15 protein-coding genes are annotated in these 18,774 nt (G+C 61.2%); 4 read left to right on the top strand and 11 right to left on the bottom strand.

Annotated elements, in window-relative coordinates; all coding sequences use genetic code 11:
* The first annotated feature begins 130 nt into the window (after positions 1-130).
* The 4 genes from ABNT42_RS19475 (at position 131) to ABNT42_RS19490 (ending at position 6,314) form a co-directional block, all read left to right on the top strand.
* Positions 131-2,800, top strand: a complete 2,670-nt coding sequence (locus ABNT42_RS19475) for a TonB-dependent receptor (RefSeq protein ID WP_348699762.1) — start codon at positions 131-133, stop codon at positions 2,798-2,800.
* Positions 2,801-2,908: 108 nt separating this feature from the next.
* Positions 2,909-3,982 carry a glycosyl hydrolase gene (locus tag ABNT42_RS19480; RefSeq protein WP_348699764.1) on the top strand — a complete coding sequence of 358 codons (1,074 nt, stop codon included), beginning with the start codon at positions 2,909-2,911 and terminating at the stop codon, positions 3,980-3,982.
* The gene (locus ABNT42_RS19485) at positions 3,979-5,082 is read left to right on the top strand and encodes a heparan-alpha-glucosaminide N-acetyltransferase domain-containing protein (protein WP_348699766.1); all 1,104 of its coding nucleotides are present in this window, start codon (positions 3,979-3,981) and stop codon (positions 5,080-5,082) included. The genes ABNT42_RS19480 and ABNT42_RS19485 overlap by 4 nt, the downstream gene beginning before the upstream one ends.
* 5 nt (positions 5,083-5,087) lie before the next feature.
* Entirely contained in the window at positions 5,088-6,314 is a 1,227-nt protein-coding gene (locus ABNT42_RS19490) for a DUF5009 domain-containing protein (RefSeq protein WP_348699768.1), read from the top strand.
* Between the two features lie 80 nt (positions 6,315-6,394).
* Here the strand turns inward: ABNT42_RS19490 and ABNT42_RS19495 are convergent, their stop codons facing one another.
* From ABNT42_RS19495 to ABNT42_RS19545, 11 genes are all read right to left on the bottom strand, one after another.
* Positions 6,395-7,696, bottom strand: a complete 1,302-nt coding sequence (locus tag ABNT42_RS19495) for a hypothetical protein (RefSeq protein ID WP_348699770.1) — start codon at positions 7,694-7,696, stop codon at positions 6,395-6,397.
* Between the two features lie 105 nt (positions 7,697-7,801).
* Positions 7,802-8,914, bottom strand: a complete 1,113-nt coding sequence (gene ugpC, locus ABNT42_RS19500) for a sn-glycerol-3-phosphate ABC transporter ATP-binding protein UgpC (protein ID WP_348699773.1) — start codon at positions 8,912-8,914, stop codon at positions 7,802-7,804.
* Between the two features lie 4 nt (positions 8,915-8,918).
* Positions 8,919-10,235: an MFS transporter gene (locus ABNT42_RS19505; protein ID WP_348699774.1), complete on the bottom strand. Its 1,317-nt coding sequence runs from the start codon at positions 10,233-10,235 to the stop codon at positions 8,919-8,921.
* A gap of 23 nt (positions 10,236-10,258) precedes the next feature.
* On the bottom strand, positions 10,259-11,764 hold the full coding sequence (gene nagZ, locus ABNT42_RS19510) for a beta-N-acetylhexosaminidase (RefSeq protein WP_348699776.1): 1,506 nt from the start codon (positions 11,762-11,764) through the stop codon (positions 10,259-10,261).
* Complete coding sequence (locus tag ABNT42_RS19515; RefSeq protein ID WP_348699778.1) at positions 11,761-12,564, bottom strand: carbohydrate ABC transporter permease; 804 nt, start codon at positions 12,562-12,564, stop codon at positions 11,761-11,763. Before ABNT42_RS19515 ends, nagZ begins: the two co-directional genes overlap by 4 nt.
* Before the next feature lie 8 nt (positions 12,565-12,572).
* Complete coding sequence (locus ABNT42_RS19520) at positions 12,573-13,430, bottom strand: sugar ABC transporter permease (RefSeq protein WP_348699779.1); 858 nt, start codon at positions 13,428-13,430, stop codon at positions 12,573-12,575.
* Between the two features lies 1 nt (position 13,431).
* A complete protein-coding gene (locus ABNT42_RS19525; protein WP_348699781.1) occupies positions 13,432-14,718 on the bottom strand; it encodes an extracellular solute-binding protein in 1,287 nt (428 codons plus the stop codon).
* Between the two features lie 25 nt (positions 14,719-14,743).
* On the bottom strand, positions 14,744-15,757 hold the full coding sequence (locus tag ABNT42_RS19530) for an SIS domain-containing protein (RefSeq protein WP_348700132.1): 1,014 nt from the start codon (positions 15,755-15,757) through the stop codon (positions 14,744-14,746).
* Between the two features lie 5 nt (positions 15,758-15,762).
* Positions 15,763-16,878: an N-acetylglucosamine-6-phosphate deacetylase gene (gene nagA / locus ABNT42_RS19535; protein WP_348699784.1), complete on the bottom strand. Its 1,116-nt coding sequence runs from the start codon at positions 16,876-16,878 to the stop codon at positions 15,763-15,765.
* Complete coding sequence (locus tag ABNT42_RS19540) at positions 16,875-17,609, bottom strand: GntR family transcriptional regulator (RefSeq protein ID WP_348699785.1); 735 nt, start codon at positions 17,607-17,609, stop codon at positions 16,875-16,877. The genes nagA and ABNT42_RS19540 overlap by 4 nt, the downstream gene beginning before the upstream one ends.
* 4 nt (positions 17,610-17,613) lie before the next feature.
* On the bottom strand, positions 17,614-18,483 hold the full coding sequence (locus tag ABNT42_RS19545; RefSeq protein ID WP_348699787.1) for a BadF/BadG/BcrA/BcrD ATPase family protein: 870 nt from the start codon (positions 18,481-18,483) through the stop codon (positions 17,614-17,616).
* Positions 18,484-18,774 lie beyond the last annotated feature (291 nt).

Genomic DNA, 18,774 nt, shown 5'->3' on the forward strand with positions numbered 1-18,774 from the left:
GCGTTAAATTGGTTTTGTAAGTGGTTGCAAAGAAGGGATCTGCAGGAAGTTGCGGCGGCAACCAACTGCTTCTGAGATCTACGTTTAACCTGGACTGGCTTAGAGAAGCCACCAATCAAAGGGGGAGTATATGAAAGGTAATTTCACCGCAGAACAGCGCATGAAGCCGATCGCTGCAGCCGTGGCCATGCTGGCCATGAGCGTGGCCATGTCGGCTCAGGCTCAGCAAGCTAAAGAAGAACCGACCACCGTTATCGTGACCGGTATCCGCGCTTCGCTGCAGCAGTCGCTGAACCAGAAGAAAAATGCGGAATCGCTGGTGGAAGTCATCACCGCGGAAGACATCGGCAAAATGCCGGACAAAAACGTGGCTGACTCGCTGTCGCGCGTGGCTGGCGTGACCACCACCAGCGCCGGTTCGGCTGAAGGTTCGTTCGGCGAGAACGAACACGTACAGCTGCGCGGCCTATCCTCGCAGTTCACCCTGACCACTCTGAACGGCCACACCGTTTCCAGCGGTGACTGGTACGGTCCTAACATCGCGGCCGGTGGCCGCAGCGTTTCCTACACCCTGCTGCCATCCGATCTGGTAGGCCGCATCGTGGTGCACAAATCGTCGCAAGCTGACCTGATCGAAGGCGGCGCAGCCGGTACCGTGGACATCCAGACCCGCAAACCACTGGAATTCAAAGACCGTCTGACCACGTCGGCCTCCATCGAAGCAGCTTACTCGACCGCTGCCAAATCGACCGATCCAGCGATCACCGCACTGGCTAACTGGAAAAATGAAGACAACACCTTCGGTATTCTGGCCCAGGTGTTCTCGCAGTCGCGCAAGCTGCAACGCGCCGGTTCGGAAGGCGTGTGGTGGGACAAGGCTGGTGCTAACTACCCAGACCCGGCACTGGCTGGCAAAAACGTTTCCCTGCTGAGCGGCGCTGTGCTGTTCGAACAGGAACGTAAGCGTAACGGTGGCTATCTGGAAGCCCAGTGGAAACCACAAAGCAATGTAACCCTGGACCTGTCGGGCTTCCTGTCGACCGTCGACGCGAAGAACTACAACACCAACTACATGGCTGACACCATCAATGCCTTCAATGGCCCTGGCTGGAATGGCAATGCCGTGAAACCAACCGGTTCCTACACCGTTGCTGGTAACACCGTCACCTCTATCTTCTTCGACAAGAACGCTTTCGGTGCGAACTCGGCTGGCGCATGGTCGGTGGTGGAAGACGTGGCTGCACGTCCTGACGCTAAGACCGATTCGAAGTTCCTGAACTTCGATGCCAAATGGAAAGTCAGCGATGACCTGACCCTGACCAGCAAACTGGGCCACACCAGCGGCAGCGGCAAGACCAAGGACGTCGGTTTCGAAGTGCTGAGCGGCTGGAATCAAGGCGCCGGCTACTCGCTGACCAGCGATGGTATCTTCGTGCTGAACGTACCGGGCGGCGACAAGTTCGTACGTAACGGTGGCGGCATCGGCGGCTGGGGTAGCTACACCTCGTCGACCGACAAAGAATCGTATGGCCAGGTGGATGCTGACCTGAAACTGGCTTCGGACTTCGTTCCATCGGTTAAATTCGGTGTGCGTTTCGCTAAACACGAGCGCGATCTGCAGAAAATGGGCATGACCCTGGGTAAAGGTGCAGATGACGAGAAGCAGATTCCTGAAAGCGCCATCGGTAACTACGGTTCTAACTGGTACGGCAACCTGCCAGTCAACCCGACCCCTGGCTTCAACCCGTTCAAGATCAGCAACGAGTACGTGGCATCGTGGGTAGCGCAGTACGCTACCTTCAACACCCACGCTACCCAGCAAGAGTTCAACATCAAGGAAGACACCAGCGCTGGCTACTTCATGGCTAACCTGCAGCCTTCCGAGAATGTCAGCGGTAATGTCGGTGTACGTCTGGTGCGCACCAAGATGGATATCCACGCATTCCTGCCAGGCGGCAAGCCACAGTACGAGCAGACCTTCAACGACGTACTGCCTAGCCTGAACCTGCGTGCTGACGTTACCAAAGACCTGATCGCCCGCTTCGCCGTGAACCGTGGTCTGTCGCGTCCTGACTTCGGTCAGCTGGCCGGCAACGACCTGCGCGACACCCAGCACAACGGCGTTGGCAGCAACCCATACCTGAGCCCAATCCGCAGCAACAATCTGGATCTGAGCGTGGAATGGTACTTCGCTCCTAAAGCACTGCTGTCCGCTGGCATCTTCAGCAGCGACCTGAAAGGTGTGATCGCTTATGGCCACAGCATCCTGCCATACGCTGATGCATCGAAACAGGGCGCGATCGCCAACTACGACATCTCGGCTCCGGTCAACACCAACGGCAAGCTGAATGGCTTCAATCTGGCGTACGAGCAGAACGTCTGGGGCGGCATCGGCGTATCGGGTAACTACACCTACTCGGATGGCAAACAGACCGACAAACTGGCAACCGGCACCTGCAACGGTAAAGCTGGCGAAGACTGCACCCTGTACGGCACTTCCAAAGACTCCTACAACGTAGGCGCCTTCTACGAAGATGACCGCTTCAGCGCACGTATCGCTTACAGCCATCGTTCGGCCTACAAGCTGGGTAACCGCGGCGGCGCTGACTACTTCCAGAGCCCTAACGGTTCGCTCAACATCGCGCTGAACTACACCCTGAACAAGAACGTGATGTTCACCGTGGAAGCGCAGAACCTGAACGATCCGCTGATGACCGTGTACAAGACCGACACTACCCAGATCGCTGGCGTGTACAAAAACGGCAAGACCGTGTACGGTGGTCTGCGCGTCAAGTTCTAATGGCATGACTGATCCGGTCCGCCATGTCTGACATGGCAGGCCGTGATTAAGCGAGGCTGTCCGGCACTGGTGCCGGCAGCCTTTTTTCTTTGTATGACAGGATTAAAAATGCGTCGACTCTCTTTGCCTGCGCTGGCTGCTGCTGGCGCCATGCTGTTCACTTGCGCAGCAGCTTCTGCAACCACTGTTGCAACCACTGCGGCTCCCGCTGCCGTCGCTGTGCCAGACAGTGCACCACCCGTGGTATTCAGCGCATACAAACATCTGGCGCAGTGGCAGGATGATGCCGCGCCCGTGATCACGGTAGCGCCGGACGGTGTGCGCCTGCCGTATCTGGCCGACGGCGCCAGCCGCTTTGGGCGCGCCGCCCTGAGCTGGGCTTTTGCCAGCGGCGAGTGCGGCGAAGAAGTCTGGGGGAGCGTGAGCGGTGCGCAGATTGCGGCCGCCAATGTGGCGGCGTTCGCGCAGGCCGGCATCGGCTACATCGTCTCCACCGGCGGGCAGGGTCACATGTTCACCTGCGCCAGTGATGAAGGCATGGAGCGCTTCATCAGCCGCTACGAATCGCCCGCTTTGCTGGGCATTGATTTCGATATCGAAGAAGGCCAGACGCCAGCGCAGATCGATGCGCTGGTAGGGCGCGCCAAAGTGGCACAGCAGCACCGCCCCGCGCTGCGCTACAGCTTTACGGTGGCCACCCATGCCGCTTCCGATGGCAGCCGGCACAGCCTGAATACGCTGGGCGAGACTGTGCTCAAGGCAGTACGCCAGCATGGCCTGCGTAACTACACCTTCAATCTGATGGTGATGGATTATGGCCCGGCAGCGCGCAAGGCCTGCGTGGTACGCAAGGGGCGCTGCGATATGGGGCGCTCGGCGCTGCAGGCGGCGCACAATGTACATCGCAAGTATGGCATTCCCTATCAGCAGATCGAACTGACGCCCATGCTGGGTGTGAATGACGTAGTGGAGAACGTGTTCACCGTGGCGGATATGCAGTTGCTGGCGCGCGCCGTAGCGCAGTACAAGATGGCCGGCCTGCATTTCTGGTCGCTCGATCGTGACACGCCGTGCCGCCAGCCCGTAGCGGGCGCGGATGCGCTGTGCAGCGGTATGAACGGTGTGCCCGCAGGCGCCTATCTGCGTGCGATGGGGGCGGCGCCGACGGAGGCCAAGCAATGAAACGGCTGCTGGCGCTGGATGTATTGCGTGGCCTGACGGTCGCGCTGATGATCGTGGTGAATACGCCGGGCGACTGGAACCATGTGTTTGCGCCGCTGCTGCACGCGCAATGGCATGGCTTCACGCCTACCGACTGGGTGTTCCCCACCTTTCTGTTCGTGGTGGGGAATGCGCTGAGTTTTGCCGTGCCGCGTTACGCGGCACAAGGCCATGGCGCCGTGCTGCGCAAGGCTTTCAAGCGCAATGCCATCATTTTCCTGCTGGGTTTTCTGCTGTTCTGGTTCCCGTTTGTGACGCAGGATGCGAGCGGTAGCTGGGGCCTGATACCGCTGGCTGGCACCCGCATCCCCGGTGTGCTGCAGCGTATCGCGCTGTGTTCGCTGCTGGCCACCCTGATTCTGAATTTCTGGGGGCTGCGCGGTGCCGTGCTGTATTGCGTGCTGGCGTTGCTGGGCTACTGGTGGCTGCTGCTGGCATTGGGTGATCTGACGCTGGCGGGCAATGCACCCGCCAAGTTTGACCTGTGGCTGCTTGGCGCCTCCCACCTGTATCAAGGGGAGGGTGTGCCATTCGATCCGGAAGGCTTGCTCGGCACGCTGCCCGCGACGGTGAATCTGCTGGCCGGCTATTTCACGGGACGCATGCTGCTTCAGCAAGGCACGGGTGTGGCGACCTTACGCCGCATGGTGCAGGCGGGCGTGCTGCTGGTGTTGCTGGCACTGTGCTGGCAGCTGGTGCTGCCGCTGAATAAAAAGTTATGGACTAGTTCCTACGTGCTGCTAACGGTAGGTCTGGATCTGCTGGTGCTGGCGCTGCTGGTGTATGCCATTGAAGTGCGCGGACAGCGTGGCTGGACCTACTTCTTCGAGGTGTTCGGCAAGAATACGCTATTCATCTACTTGCTGTCGGAGCTGGCGGTGGTGGTGCTGGTGCGTATGCGTGTCGGTGCGGTGGATGGCTACACGTGGATATACCAGCAGCTATTCCAGTCGCTGGCAGCGCCGCAGGTGGCCTCGCTGATGTATGCGCTGTGCTTCATGCTGCTGTGCTGGATGGTCGGCTGGCTGATGGATAAGCGCCAGTGGTACGTGAAGGTATAGCCGCAATGACCGTCCATCTTGCCACCAGCATCGGCAACAGTAGCATCGGCAGCGGCAGCGGCAGCGGCACCGCAGTGCGCCTGCTCAGTCTTGACGCCTTCCGTGGTTTCGTGATTCTCACCATGATCTGGGTGAACTATCTGGCCGGCATGGCGGGCATTCCCTACTGGCTGGAACACGCGGGGCCGCGCGCTGACGGCATCACTCTGCCTGATCTGGTATTCCCCGGCTTCCTGTTCATCGCCGGCATGGCGATTCCGCTGGCGCTGCGCCGTGCCGTGGGGCAGGTCACACCGGCCTTGCTGGCGCGTCTGTGCTGGCGCGCCTTCAGCCTGATGGTGGCAGGCGTGGTGCTAGCCAATGCTTACCGCTACGATGCGCAGGCGCTACTGCCTCGCGCTGCGTACATGGTGCTGTTCTATCTGTCCATGCTGCTGTTGTGGCGGCAGGGCGGTGCGCGCTGGCAGGTGTGCTTGGGCGCGGCCCTGATGCTGGCCTTGCTGCTGCTATTCCGCGGCCAGCCCGATGCTGATTTCCCCAGCGTGCATCTGCATCACGGCTGGTGGGGCATACTGGGCATGATAGGCTGGGCTTATCTGGTCTGCAGTCTGCTGTATCTGGCTACTGGCGGTAGTGCCATGGCGCTGACGGGCGCGCTGGCTGGTCTGCTGGTGCTGTACATGGGCGGCACGGCCGGTGCCTTGGCAATTCCCGCGTCGCTGGGCGATCTGGTGAATGTGCCGCAAGTGCTAGGCTCGACGTCCGCCAATATGCTGGCCGGCGTGCTGGCCACCCTGTTGCTGACCAATGCTGCGGCCACGCCGTGGCAGCGCGCGCGGGCGCTGGCGTGGCTGGCGCTGTCCCTGTTTGGGGCGGGCCTGCTGCTGCGCCCCTATCACGGCATTAACAAGATCCATGCAACCGAGTCCTACACGCTGGTGTGCTCGGGCCTGGTACTGGCCATGTTCATCGTGTTCTATGTGCTGATCGATATTCTGCAATGGCGGCGCTGGTGCTGGCTGCTGCTGCCCGCTGGCGGCAATGCGCTGTTTGCGTATATTGCGCCCGATCTGTGGGAACAGTTGATGGCGCTGCTGCATATGCCGCGCTGGTGGTGGCCATACTGGCAGCAGGGCGGTGCGGCAGGCTTGCTGAACGCTGCCGCGATGACGCTGGCGATGATGGGGCTGACGGCGCTGGCTAATCGCGCAGGCTGGCGCCTCAAGTTCTGACTTGTATCGAGGCTGAAAAGCACTGCGGCCGGAAGATCCGGCCGCAGAATGATTGCGCTAGCGGTTACTGCAAGCTGTGATTACTTGGCTTCGGCAGCAGCTTTAGGCGGGTTCTGGTACATGATCCAGTAGCGCGCCAGATCGGCACGACCGTCATTGCCGGTGATGGTTTCCAGCAGCTTGATCGATTCTTCCTTCTGACCAGCCAGTGCCAGCGCGTAGCCCAGACGCAGTTTGGCGTCTTCAGGATTCTTCGCGACGCCTTTGGCGATACCCTGTTTCATCAGGTCGATACCTTTGTCGAACTGGCCCAGTGCGATGTAGTTGTAGCCCAGATTGACCAGACCCACGCCGTCTTTCGACTTCTGTGCAGCAGCGATACCTTTGTCGATGTTTTTCGCATCGTCGGCAGCGCCCTTGTCGGCGCTGTCTTTCACCTTCTGGATCACGGCCTTGTCTTTACCGGCAGGGACGCCGTTAGGATAGGCTTTGTCCATCGCGACTTTACCTTCGGTGAAGAAGCCACCCAGCACGGCCAGATCACCCAGTTCCAGATAGTCTTCGGTTTCCATTTTCGATGGCGCAGCCAGCGCCTTCAGACGCGCCACATCCAGATCGAAGCGGGTCGAGTAGGTTTTCTTGCCGCGAGTACGGTTCAGCAGGTCGAACCAGTAGTCCGGGGTTGCGTAGTAGCGTGTCAGTTCTTCCACGGCCTGCAGATACAGCTCGGTATCCTTGGTCTTGATACCGATGTTACCCAGCAGGTTCAGTTCATCCTTCGGTGGCGCGATGCCGGTCTTCTTGGCGGCTTCTACGTCCTTCAGCACTTCTGCCTTGGCGCCGGCGAAGTCGTTCTTGAAGAACATCGAACGTACGATGTACTGGCGCTGCTTCTGGGTGTCGCCCGATTCGGTGCCGTAGCGGTTGAACCAGGTAATGGCCTGATCGTAGTCCTTGATATTGCTGTAGTAGATGCCGGCGATAGCATCGATGAAGCGCAGTTTGTTTTCTGGCGTCAGACGGCCCGATTCCACCATTTCAGCCAGCGCTTTCACGCTCATTTCGTGGTTGGACGAAGCCTGACCCAGTTGCACACGCATCTGGTTCAGAATGAACTGCTCGTAAGGGGTGACGTTGGCCATGGCGGCCGACTGGTCGATGCGGCTCTGGAATTCGGCGAAGTTCTTATTGTCCAGCAGGACTTTGGTCTGGGCTGGATCGATCAGTTTGAAGATTTCCGGACGGATGGTGTCCTTAGGCGGCTCGGCCGCTTTGGCCGCTTCCGCAGCAACGACAGGGCTCATGCCCAGCAGGGTAGGGGCAGCGTTCAGGCCGATGGCGGCCAGCAGCAGACTAAGACGGGCGAAACGAATATGGGACATGAATTATCCTTCTATCAAACAATTGAGCGATCGGGCTGGTAGGCCCTGCCGTCGCGACGGAGTAAACCCGCGTATTGTTACATAAAACGCGAGGAAAAACTGAAATCAAGCGTGCTGTGCGCTGCTAGCAAGCGCCTGACCGCTGGCGTCGAAAATGTGGCACTGCAACACAGGCAGTTGCAGATAGGCCCGCTGGCCTGCTTGCAGCGCGGCGGCATCGGCCGGTGCGCGGATTGCAATCAGTTCGCTGCCGCCATCCAGACTGGCGTAGACGATGGACTGGTCGCCCAGATATTCGATATGGCCGATGCGCACTTCCACCGTGTTGTGACCGGCCGCTGGTGCAAGGCGCAGGTGCTCGGCGCGCACGCCCAGCGTCACCCGCTGGCCGCAACTGGCCTTGCTTCTGGCGCCGCTGGCGACGGCAATGATGGCGCCACCGGGTAGCAGCAGGTTCAGTTGTTCGCCGCTGCTGGCGATTACCTCGGCACTGATGAAGTTCATCTTGGGCGTACCGAGGAAGCCGGCCACGAACAGGTTGGCCGGATGGTTGTATAGCTGGTGCGGCGTGCCCACCTGCTCGATACGGCCGCCGTTAAACACGGCAATGCGCTGGCCCAGCGTCATGGCTTCCACCTGATCGTGGGTGACGTAGATCATGGTGGTTTGCAGTTCGCGGTGCAGCCGGCTGATTTCCACCCGCATCTGCACGCGCAGGCTGGCATCCAGATTCGAGAGCGGCTCGTCGAACAGGAACAGTTCCGGCGTGCGCACGATGGCGCGGCCTATCGCTACGCGCTGGCGCTGGCCACCCGATAGTTCGGACGGTTTGCGCTGTAATAGCTGGGTGATCTGCAGCGTGGCCGCCGCACGTTGCACGGCTTCGTCGATGGCAGCAGCCTTGTGGCCGGCCAGCTTGAGGGCAAACGCCATATTCTCGTACACCGTCATGTGCGGATACAGCGCATATGACTGGAACACCATGGCCAGCTTGCGCTGGGCCGGTGCGATATCGTTGGCACGTATGCCGCCGATGTGCAGATCGCCGCCGCTGATCTGTTCCAGACCGGCGATCATGCGCAGCAGAGTGGACTTGCCGCAGCCGGACGGGCCGACGAACACCATCAGCTCGCCGTCGGCGATATCGAGGTCGATGCCGTGCAGGACGGCGGTTTTATCGTAATGCTTGACGATCTGTTTGAGACTGACACTGGCCATGGAGTCAACCTGCACTGGCCGCGGCGGGTGAGCCTTCCGCTGCGGCTTCATCGTCTTGTGGACGGGCCGCCATAGGAATCAGTTGCGACAGCACGGCCACCGGCACGGCGCACACCATCACCCACACGAAGAAGTTGCGGTAACCCAGTGCCAGCTGGATGTCGCCGCTAAACAATTTGAACAGCACGAAGCCCAGCTGCATCACACCGGTGGCGAACGCATAGTGGGCCGTCTGGTATTTGCCCGGTGCCACCACCTGCATCATGTACAGAATCAGACCGACGAAACCGAAGCCGTAGCCGAACATCTCTACGCTCAGGGCCACGCCGATTACGGACAGTTCGGTGGGCTGGAATACGGACAGCAGATAGAAGGCCAGATTCGGCAGGTTCACGGCCAGTATCAGCCACAGAATGGCGCGCTTGAGGCTGAGCCACGACGTAAAGTAGCCACCGGCGATACTGCCCACCACAAAGGCCACCGTGCCCACGGTGCCATAGACGGCACCCACTTCGGCCGTGCTCAGGCCAAGGCCACCCAGATGACGGGCTTCGCGCAGGAATAGCGGGCCGATCGACTGTACCTGTGCTTCGCCGGCGCGGAACAGGATGATGAAGATGATGGAAACCCAGATGCCTTTTTTGCGGAAGAATTCGACGATGACTTGCCACAGCGTGCGGGCAATCGCTGCCGCATTGTGTTCATCGCTGGTGGCGTTCTTCGCCAGCGGCAGCGCCCAGCTGTTGTACAGCCCCAGCGTAACCATGATGGCGGCAAGGATGCAGTAGCTAATCGTCCATGCCGGCACTACGCCGATGGATTTCTCGAAGTGACCAGCCAGCAGCAGCAAGCCGCCCGTGGTAAAGAATTTGCCGGCATTGAAGAAGGTGCCGGTCCAGCCGGCGTAAGCTGCCTGACCTTTTTCATCGAGGCTGGTGATGTACAGGCCATCACAGGCGATATCGTGGGTGGCGGCGGAAATCGCCACCAGTCCCAGCATGGTCAGCACGGCAGCAAACCAGAACGGCGTATGCAGCGACAGCGCCACGCCGCCCAGACACAGACCGCCCAGAATCTGGAAGCTGACCACCACCAGCTTCTTGCTGCTGGCCAGTTCGAGGAAGGGACTCCACAATGGTTTGAACACCCACGCAAAGCCGATCAGCCCCGTCCAGTGATTAAGCTCGTCGTTGGGCACGCCCATACTCTTGAGCATCTGGTTCGCCACGATCATGACGGCGAAGAAAGGCAGGCCCTGCGCCAGATACAGGCTGGGCACCCAGAATTTCGGATTGCGTACGGCGGGTGTGCTGTGTTCCATGTGGTGTCTCCCCTCAGATTTTTTTATGCGAAGCCGCCGACCGGTGCGCGGCCGCTGGCTTCCAGCGTGCCGGACAGCCACAGGTTAATCGCTTCCAGTGCGGGCTGGGCAAAGCCGTAGGTCATCAGGGCAGGGGCTTGAATGTCGAGCGCCTGATACGGGTTCCACAGCGCCAGATGCAGGTCGGGCTTCCAGTTGTTACGGGCGTTGTCGCCATAGCGCAGGCGCGAAGTAGAAGCCAGCATGGTGTAGCGGCCATCGTCGGGCAGGCTGTTCCAGTCGAAGCTGTCGGCATCGTCGTAGGTCACCAGTTCCACGTCGTACAGGGTGCGCAGCGAATCGGCCACCACGGCGGCCGGTACGCCAGCTTCCGAAACGCCATCGCTGACCACATCCTGCCGTGCCACCAGACGCACGCGTGCACCTGCTGGCGGGCGCTGTGGCGCGCCGTAGGCGGTCAGGCTGCGCTGCCAGCCTTCGGCCATGATGCGGCGGTCGCTGGCATCTTCCTTGTAGGAGCGCTGCTTGCACGGGTAAGCCTGTGCCAGTGCGCCCAGACGTGCCAGACGGCGCTGGATGTCGGCCTGGGTGATTTCGCCCGAAGCGATAGCGGCGGCGATGGCGTTCAGGGTTTCTTCCTGCGTTTCCGTGGTGCCCAGTGCCATCACCATGTCGGCACCGGCGGTCAGTGCGCGCACGGCGGCATTGCCCACGCCATAGCGGCCGGCAATCGCGTGCATGTCCATGCCGTCAGTGATGATGATGCCCTGATACTGCCATTCCTCGCGCAGCAGGCCGGTCAGGATGCGGCGCGACATGGTGGCCGGATTGTCGGCATCCAGCGTCGGGTAGACGATGTGCGCCGTCATCATGGCCGGTGCAGCACCGGCGGCGATGCGGAACGGCGCCAGTTCCATGCGTTCAAGTTCGGCCACCGGCTTGTCCACGGTGGGCAGATCGCGGTGCGAATCCACGCTGGTATCGCCATGGCCGGGGAAGTGCTTGACGCAGCAGGCTACGCCTTCGGCGTGCGAGCCGGCCATCCATGCCATCGCCAGTTCGGCTGCGCGCACCGGCTCGGCGCCAAACGAACGTTCGGCAATGACGGGGTTGTGCGGATTGTTGTTCAGGTCCAGCACGGGAGCGAAGTTCCAGTTGAAGCCCAGTGCTTTGACGGCGCGCGCCACGGCGGCGCCGGTGCGGTAGCTCAGATCGAGGTCGTTGGCTGCGCCGAGGCCCATGGCCGCCGGTGGTGCTGGCACCCATGTCGAGCGCACCACGGCACCGCCTTCCTGATCGATGGCGATCAGGGCTTCGTCGCCCATCACGGCGCGCAGGTCGGCCGTCAGCTTGGCCAGTTGGACGGAGTCCGTCATATTGCCGCGGAACAGACAGACGGCGCGGATGCCGTTAGTCTTGAGGAAATCAGCGGTGGCGGCATCGAGCGTGGTGCCGGGGAAGCGGATCATGATCAGCTGGCCGGCCAGCTTGCGCAACTGGTCTTGGGTTACTTGTGGGGTTAAGGTCATTTCACTGCTCCATCCATGCCGCGCATGAAGAATCGTTGAGTAAAGAGGAAGGCTGCCAGGGTAGGCAGTATGGTAAGCACGGTGCCGGCGGCGATCACGCGCGTGCTGCTGCCGAACGTGCCGCGTAAATACAGCACGCCGACCGACAGCGGGAACTGGTCTGGCTTGCTCATCACGATGGATGGCCAGATGTATTCATTCCATGCTTCCACCGCCGTCAGGATGCCGACCGTGGCCAGCCACGGTGCGATCAGTGGCAGCATGATTTTATAGAAGATAGTCCACTCCGAAGCGCCGTCCACGCGGGCCGCATCGATCAGATCCTGCGGCACTTCTTCGAAGGCCTGCTTGAGCAGCAGGATGGCGACTGCCGTGACGACATTCGGCAGGATCACACCCGTGTAGGTATCGACCAGACTGAGTTTGGTGACGGTGATGAAGTTGACGAGGAAATTCACTTCCGACGGCAGCACCAGCGTGGCGAGAATCAGGCCGAACACCAGCTTGCGGCCTTTGAACTGCATGCGCGCAAGCGGATACGCGGCGGCGGAACACAGCGCCAGTTTCCAGAACACGGTGCAGGCTGCGATCAGCAGCGAGTTGCCGAGGAAGGTAGCCATAGGCAGGGTGTCGAACACGGCGATGAAGTTCGCCAGTGATGGCTCGCGTGGCCAGAACGTCGGCGGGAACGCGAAGATATTCCCTTCCGTAGACAGCGCCGTGACCAGCGTCCACCAGAACGGGAATACGCACACCAGTGCCAGTGCACTCAGCAGCAGATAGTGGGCGAGTGTTTTCAAGGGCGTCTTCATGGGCGGTGTTTGGGTTTTAGGTAGCGCAGGCACAGCAGGGCTATGCCTATGCAGAACACCGACATGACGAAGCTGGCCGCCAGTGCGCGCGGCAGTTTCAGGTGTTTGAGTCCCTGATCGTAGGCGTAGTACAGGCCCGTGAAGGTGGAGTTCATGGGGCCGCCCTGCGTCAGCACATCGACTTCCTGATAGGCTTTGAGCGCGGCCAGCACGGACAGAATGGCGCATACCATGATGGTAGGGCGCAGCATGGGGACGGTGATTTTCCAGAAACGCTGCCAGCGGCTTGCGCCATCGAGAATGGCGGCTTCCTGCATATCGGCCGGCACGGCCTGCAGCGCGGCCAGATACATCACCATATACCAGCCCAGCCCGCGCCACAGCGTGACGAACATGATGGCAAACAGCGCCAGACTGTCGTTGGACAGCCAGCCTACGGGCGCATCGACCAGACGGCACAGCATCAGCACGTAGTTGAGCGCACCCTGTTCGTGGAACATAAAGCCCCACATGATGCCGACCACGGAGACAGTGGTCACTACGGGCACATAGAACGCGGCGCGGAAGTAGCGGATGCCGGGTAGCTGATTATTCACCAGCACGGCCAGACTCAGTGCACCGATCTGCACGAACGGCACCATTAGCAAAAACACCAGCGAGTTTTTCAGGCCGGTGACGAACATCTCGTTGTTGAAGATGTAGCGGAAGTTATCCGGACCTACCCAGTGCGTCTCGCGGATCAGGCTATAGTCGGTAAAGGCCAGTAGCGAACCGAAGGCCACGGGCCAGAACGAGAACACCGCCAGCAATGCCAGTGCTGGTGCGAGGAACAGCCATGCAGTCAGGTTACGCATCTCAGTGGCTCCGCAGGCTGGCAAGTTTGCGGTTCCACTGCTGCACGGCCTGATCGAGCGCGAGGCGGATATCCTGCTTGCCCGTCACGCCCGCTTCCACGGCTTTCACCAAGTAGCGGCGCAGTTCATCGTAATCGTCGATGCCGGCTACGTACATGGTGTGGGAGTGGGGCATCGAGACGGCACCGGCGGCCACAGCTTTTTCGGCCGCGCCGGCACCAGCAGGCACGGTGGTGAAGAAGGCATCGTTGGCCGCCTGCGCCATGGCAGGATATACGCTGGCCTGCTTGGCGAAGGCCAGCTGGTTGGCGTCGTTGGTCAGGTAGCGGGCGAACTTGCCCACTGCAGGCAGCAGCGCAGGGCTGACATTTTTCGGCACGGCGAAATGCACCAGCCAGCCGCCATCGGCGATGCCGGTAGGGCCTAGCGGCGCAGGGGCCACGTCGGTAATGGCGTAGATATCCTTGGCGTCCGTTTCGATCCGGCGCACGGCCGTGGGCGGTGCCAGCAGCATGCCGAGCCGGCCGCCTTTGTAGGCGTCGATGGCGGCGGGGAAGTTATCCTCGGCGAACAGGGCATCCTTGAGCAGTCCACCGGCGCGATAGGTTTCCGCCAGCTTGCGGATCAGCGCCACATGGGCGGGCGAATTGAATACGGCTTTGCCATCGCGGAGCAGGGGCAGACCCTGCTGCATCATCAGGCCGTCAATCTTCGACAGGGCAGGGCATAGACCGGCCTTGCCTGTGCGGGCCGCGATCTGACGTGCAAACAGCAGCTGTTCATCTAGGTCGCGCGGGGCGCGGGTAATGCCAGCCTGCTTGAAAATTTCGGTGTTGTAGGTGATCACCGCCACGTTGCTATACATGGGGAAGCCGTAGGTCTTGCCACCGAAGGTCAGATCCTGCAGCGTGCCGGGCAGGTAGCGCGCACGCGCGTCGGCCAGCAGGCCGTCCACCGGCAGCAACAGGCCGTCGCGGGCAAATTCGTCGGCCCATGGCACGTTGAGATTGACCAGCGCGGGCGGGGTGCCGGCAACAATCCGGGTGACCAGTTTGGTCTGGATGATATCCCACGGGAAGTCGACCCACTCTACTTTCACCTCGGGGTTGTCGCGCTCGTAGCGCTGTACCAGCTGTTCGAAGTAGGGGGTGAACTTGGGCTTCATGCTGAAGGTCCAGAATTCGATCTTCTGGACCGGTGGCAGGCTAGGGCTAGCCGCCGTGGCCAGCGAGCCCACCATCCACGCGACGAGCAGGGCCGATAGTTTGCGCAAGGTCTGCATGCTCATGGATGGTGGCGCGGCGTGGTAATGCTTAGTTGGTCTTGGTGACTTTGCTCAGGTGGCGCGGTGCATCCGGGTCCATGCCACGCGCTGCCGACAGTTGTGCCGCCATGACGTAGAAGGCCTGAATTGCCACGATAGGATCGAGATCCGGCGTGGCCGCTACTGGCAGGGTCAGATCGCGTTCGGCCACATCGGCCGGTGCCGCCAGCAGCACGCGCGCACCACGGCCACGCATTTCACTGGCCAGTTGCAGCAGGCCAGCCTGGGTCGGGCCACGGGTGGCGAAGATCACCAGCGGGTAGCCGTCTTCGATCAGCGCCATCGGGCCGTGCTTGATTTCCGCGCCGCTGAAGGCTTCTGCCTGCAGTGCCGATGTCTCCTTGAATTTCAGCGAAGCTTCCAGAGCCACAGGGAAGCTGATGCCGCGGCCGACCACCATGATGTTGCGGGCTGGTGCCAGCACTTCGATGGCGGAGCTCCAGTCTTCCTTGGTGGCGGCGCGCAGCGAGTCAGGCAGCGCTTCCAGACCGGCCAGCAGTTCCGGATCGTTCTGCCATGCAGCGACCAGACGGGCACCGGCCACCATGCTGGTGATGAAGCTCTTGGTGGCGGCGACGCTCTGTTCTTTACCGGCGCGCAGCGGAATCGCGTATTCGGCCGCGTGGGCCAGTGGCGATTCGATATCGTTGACGAGGGCTACGGTGGTAGCACCGCCATCGCGGAAGTATTTGATTGGCTCGACCACGTCCGGGCTCTGGCCCGATTGCGAGATGGAGATGGCCAGCGTGTCGCGCGTGATCAGCGGCGATTTGTTCAGCGTGACCAGCGACATCGGCAGCGATGCCACCACGCGGCCCAGACGGGCCATGATCAGGTAGGCCGCGTAGGCGCAGGCGTGGTCCGAGCTACCGCGCGCAATCGTCAGCGCGGTCGAGAAGGACGTGCTCCTCAATTTACGGCCCAGCTCCGCGTAGGCTTCGCCATCGCTGGCCAGTTGCAGGGCTACGCAATCAGCGGCGGACAGGGCTTCTTTCAACATCATTGAGGTCACAACAATTCTCCTTCGATATAGACGGCTTTGAGGTTCAGGTCACGGTCGAGCACCACCAGATCGGCATAGGTGCCGGGAGCCAGACGGCCCCGCTCTTGCAGGCCGAGATAGTCGGCCGCGTTGGTTGAGACCCGTGCCGAGGCATCTGCCAGATCGAGGCCGAGTCCGACCAGGTTGCGTAGCGCCTGGTCCATAGTGAGTGTGCTGCCTGCCAGCGTGCCGTCGGCCAGCCTGACCCCGCCCATGCATTTCATGACGGTGTGGCGGCCCAGCATATATTCGCCATCGGGCATGCCCGTAGCGGAGGTTGAATCGGTGACGCAATACAGTTGCGGAATGCAGCGCAGCGCGGTGCGGATGGCACCCGGATGCACGTGCAGTAAATCGGGAATCACTTCGGCGTAGTGGGCATGCGCCAGCGCTGCGCCCACCATGCCCGGCTCGCGGTGATGCAGGCCTGTCATGGCGTTGAACAGATGGGTGAAGCCGTGCGCGCCATGCTGGAGCGCGGCGACGCCATCTTCGTAGCTGCCCAGGGTATGGCCGATCTGTACACGCATGCCCGCCTCGGCCAGTTCGCGTACCAGTTCCAGATGGCCTTCCAGTTCAGGCGCTACGGTAATCAGTTTGAGCGGCGCCAGTGCTTCCAGCTGTTCCACGTCGGCCAGCTTGGCAGAGCGCGCATACGGCGGCTGGGCTCCCAGCTTGCCGGAGTTGATGAACGGGCCTTCCAGATGCACGCCCAGTACGCGCGCCTCACCTTGGCCGCGTTGCTGCACGGCGCGCTGGATACCACGCAGCGCCTGTTCGATATCTTCCGGTGGCGCCGTCATGGTGGTGGCCAGCAGGCTGGTGGTGCCATGGCGCGCATGGACTGCGGCGATGGTGTGAATGGCGTCGCCGCCTTCCATTACATCCTTGCCGCCACCGCCGTGTACATGCAGGTCGATAAAGCCGGGCAGGATGTAATCGTCGCTATTGAGCTCGGGGGCGGCATGATCGCCGTGTATGGCGCTGACGCGCTGGGTGAACGTGATCTCGCCGTGCACCCAGCCTGCCGTGGTGAGGATATTGCCCTTGATGCTGTTGCTGCCCTTGATTGCATCGCTCATCTGCGCGACTCCGCTACGAATTCATAATAATCACTGCGGCAATACGAGTGGGTCAGTTCCACCGCTGCGCCGTTGTCGAGATAACTGACGCGGGTAATGTGCAGCATGGCTGCCCCCGCAGGTATGCTGGCCAGTTGCGCCTGTTCGGCATTGGCGTTGACGGCGCGGATATGCTGCAGCGCGCGCATCGGTATGGTGCCATTGGCTTCCAGATAGCCGTACAGGGAATCCTGCACGCTGTGGGGATTCGGCATGTACTGGGCCGGAATGGTGGTGGTTTCGATCGCCATCACCACATCGTCGGCCGTACGCAGACGCTTCAGGCGCGCCACCGGCATATTCGGCGACAGTCCCAGCGACAGCACTTCGGTGGGTGAAGCGATGCCGATTTCGCGTTGCAGCCAGCGCGAGCCGGCCGAGAAGCCCCGTTCGCGCAGCTCTTCCGAGAAGCTGGTCAGACGTGACAGCGGCTGTTCCAGTTTGGGCGTGATGTAAGTGCCGGAACCGCGCCGGCGCGTCAGCATGCCCCGTTCGCACAGCATGTCGATGGCTTTGCGCGCCGTCACGCGCGAGATGGTCAGCATCTCGGACAGCACGCGCTCGGAAGGCAGCGCTTCGTTGACGCGCCAGTCGCCGGCGGCGATACCGTCGGTCAGCTTGTTCGCCAGTTGCACATACAGCGGGGTATCGCTATCGGCATCAGGACGGAAATCGCGCAGTTGGCTCAGCACCGGCTCATCCTTTCAGGTGCTGCTGGATCAGGCGCAGCGCACCGGCGGCGGAATCGCCTTGCGGATTGACGATACGGCGCAGCATGGAGACGGGCAGGTAAGGGCGCAGTGGTGCAGCGAGGCCGCCGCACAGGGCGATCGGAAGAGTGCCCGTGCTATCGAGCGCGTTGCCCATCAGTTCTACCTGACGTCCCGCTTCCAGCAGGATGGTGCGGGCGACCTCGTTGTTCTCGCCATGCTGCAGTACCAGCCGTGCCAGCTGGGCGTAATTGGTCTGGCTGGCGCGTGCCAGCCAGTTCTGGATGGCCGTGCGTTCGCCGCCGCACGCTTGTGCCACGTCGTGGCTGAAAGCGTCGGCTGGCTGGCGGCCATCGAGTACCTGCTGCACATGGTTGATAGCGCGCAGACCCATCCACGCGCCCGAGGCTTCGTCGCCAGCAGGGAAGCCCCAGCCGCCTACTTCTACGTGGACGCCGTCGATGCGTTTGATTTCGCCCACGCTGCCGGTGCCCAGCGCGATGATGGCGCCCGGCTGGCCGCGGTGTGCGCCCAGTACGGTGGTATGGCCATCGCTTTCCAGCGCAAGGCGGGCATAGCCGGGATTGGCCGCGACGAATTCGGCGGCCCACTGTTTATTGTGTACGCCGGCCAGACCGAGGCCGATGGCTACGTGGCGACGCTCGGGGACAGGCAGATCGGCCGCACGGTAGGCCATGGCAGCCGCTTCCTCGACGGCTTTCCACGCATTGGCGATGCCATGCATGAGGCCGGATGGACCACTCACACCCTCTGCCAGTTCTATGCCATCAGTACGTGCCAGACGTACTCTGGTGCCGCTGCCGCCGCCATCAACCCCGAGTAAGAATTCGATCATGATTATCTGTGTAAGTCGCCGTGGAAGTCCGGCGTTGAGGGCACTATAGGTGCTTGCAAACCAGCTTGTCAACAGGTATTTAACTGGTATTATAAAATAATGAAGTGGACTGGCAATTGTATGCTCGGAATTTTTCCTAAGTAATTGAAATCAAACAGAAGTTTGAAAAATCGGGCGTATTGTGCAAGTGTGGTATTTGCATGCCACTTTGGTCTGCATCTGGTTAGCTTGCAGTACCTTGAGGCAGGGGGGGGAGAGGAAGTAGTACGGCGGGGGAGACTTGCGGGGGAG

Origin of the sequence: Duganella fentianensis, assembly GCF_964031615.1 — a bacterium.
GTDB lineage: Bacteria > Pseudomonadota > Gammaproteobacteria > Burkholderiales > Burkholderiaceae_D > Rugamonas > Rugamonas fentianensis_A.

Coding starts and splice junctions, on each gene's coding strand:
- ABNT42_RS19490 (WP_348699768.1), top strand. CDS start 5,088: ATGACCGTCCATCTTGCCACCAGCATCGGCAACAGTAGCATCGGCAGC.
- ABNT42_RS19505 (WP_348699774.1), bottom strand. CDS start 10,235: ATGGAACACAGCACACCCGCCGTACGCAATCCGAAATTCTGGGTGCCC.
- nagZ (WP_348699776.1), bottom strand. CDS start 11,764: ATGACCTTAACCCCACAAGTAACCCAAGACCAGTTGCGCAAGCTGGCC.
- ABNT42_RS19480 (WP_348699764.1), top strand. CDS start 2,909: ATGCGTCGACTCTCTTTGCCTGCGCTGGCTGCTGCTGGCGCCATGCTG.
- ABNT42_RS19475 (WP_348699762.1), top strand. CDS start 131: ATGAAAGGTAATTTCACCGCAGAACAGCGCATGAAGCCGATCGCTGCA.
- ABNT42_RS19545 (WP_348699787.1), bottom strand. CDS start 18,483: ATGATCGAATTCTTACTCGGGGTTGATGGCGGCGGCAGCGGCACCAGA.
- ABNT42_RS19530 (WP_348700132.1), bottom strand. CDS start 15,757: ATGATGTTGAAAGAAGCCCTGTCCGCCGCTGATTGCGTAGCCCTGCAA.
- ABNT42_RS19520 (WP_348699779.1), bottom strand. CDS start 13,430: ATGCGTAACCTGACTGCATGGCTGTTCCTCGCACCAGCACTGGCATTG.
- ABNT42_RS19485 (WP_348699766.1), top strand. CDS start 3,979: ATGAAACGGCTGCTGGCGCTGGATGTATTGCGTGGCCTGACGGTCGCG.
- ABNT42_RS19495 (WP_348699770.1), bottom strand. CDS start 7,696: ATGTCCCATATTCGTTTCGCCCGTCTTAGTCTGCTGCTGGCCGCCATC.
- ABNT42_RS19525 (WP_348699781.1), bottom strand. CDS start 14,718: ATGAGCATGCAGACCTTGCGCAAACTATCGGCCCTGCTCGTCGCGTGG.
- nagA (WP_348699784.1), bottom strand. CDS start 16,878: ATGAGCGATGCAATCAAGGGCAGCAACAGCATCAAGGGCAATATCCTC.
- ugpC (WP_348699773.1), bottom strand. CDS start 8,914: ATGGCCAGTGTCAGTCTCAAACAGATCGTCAAGCATTACGATAAAACC.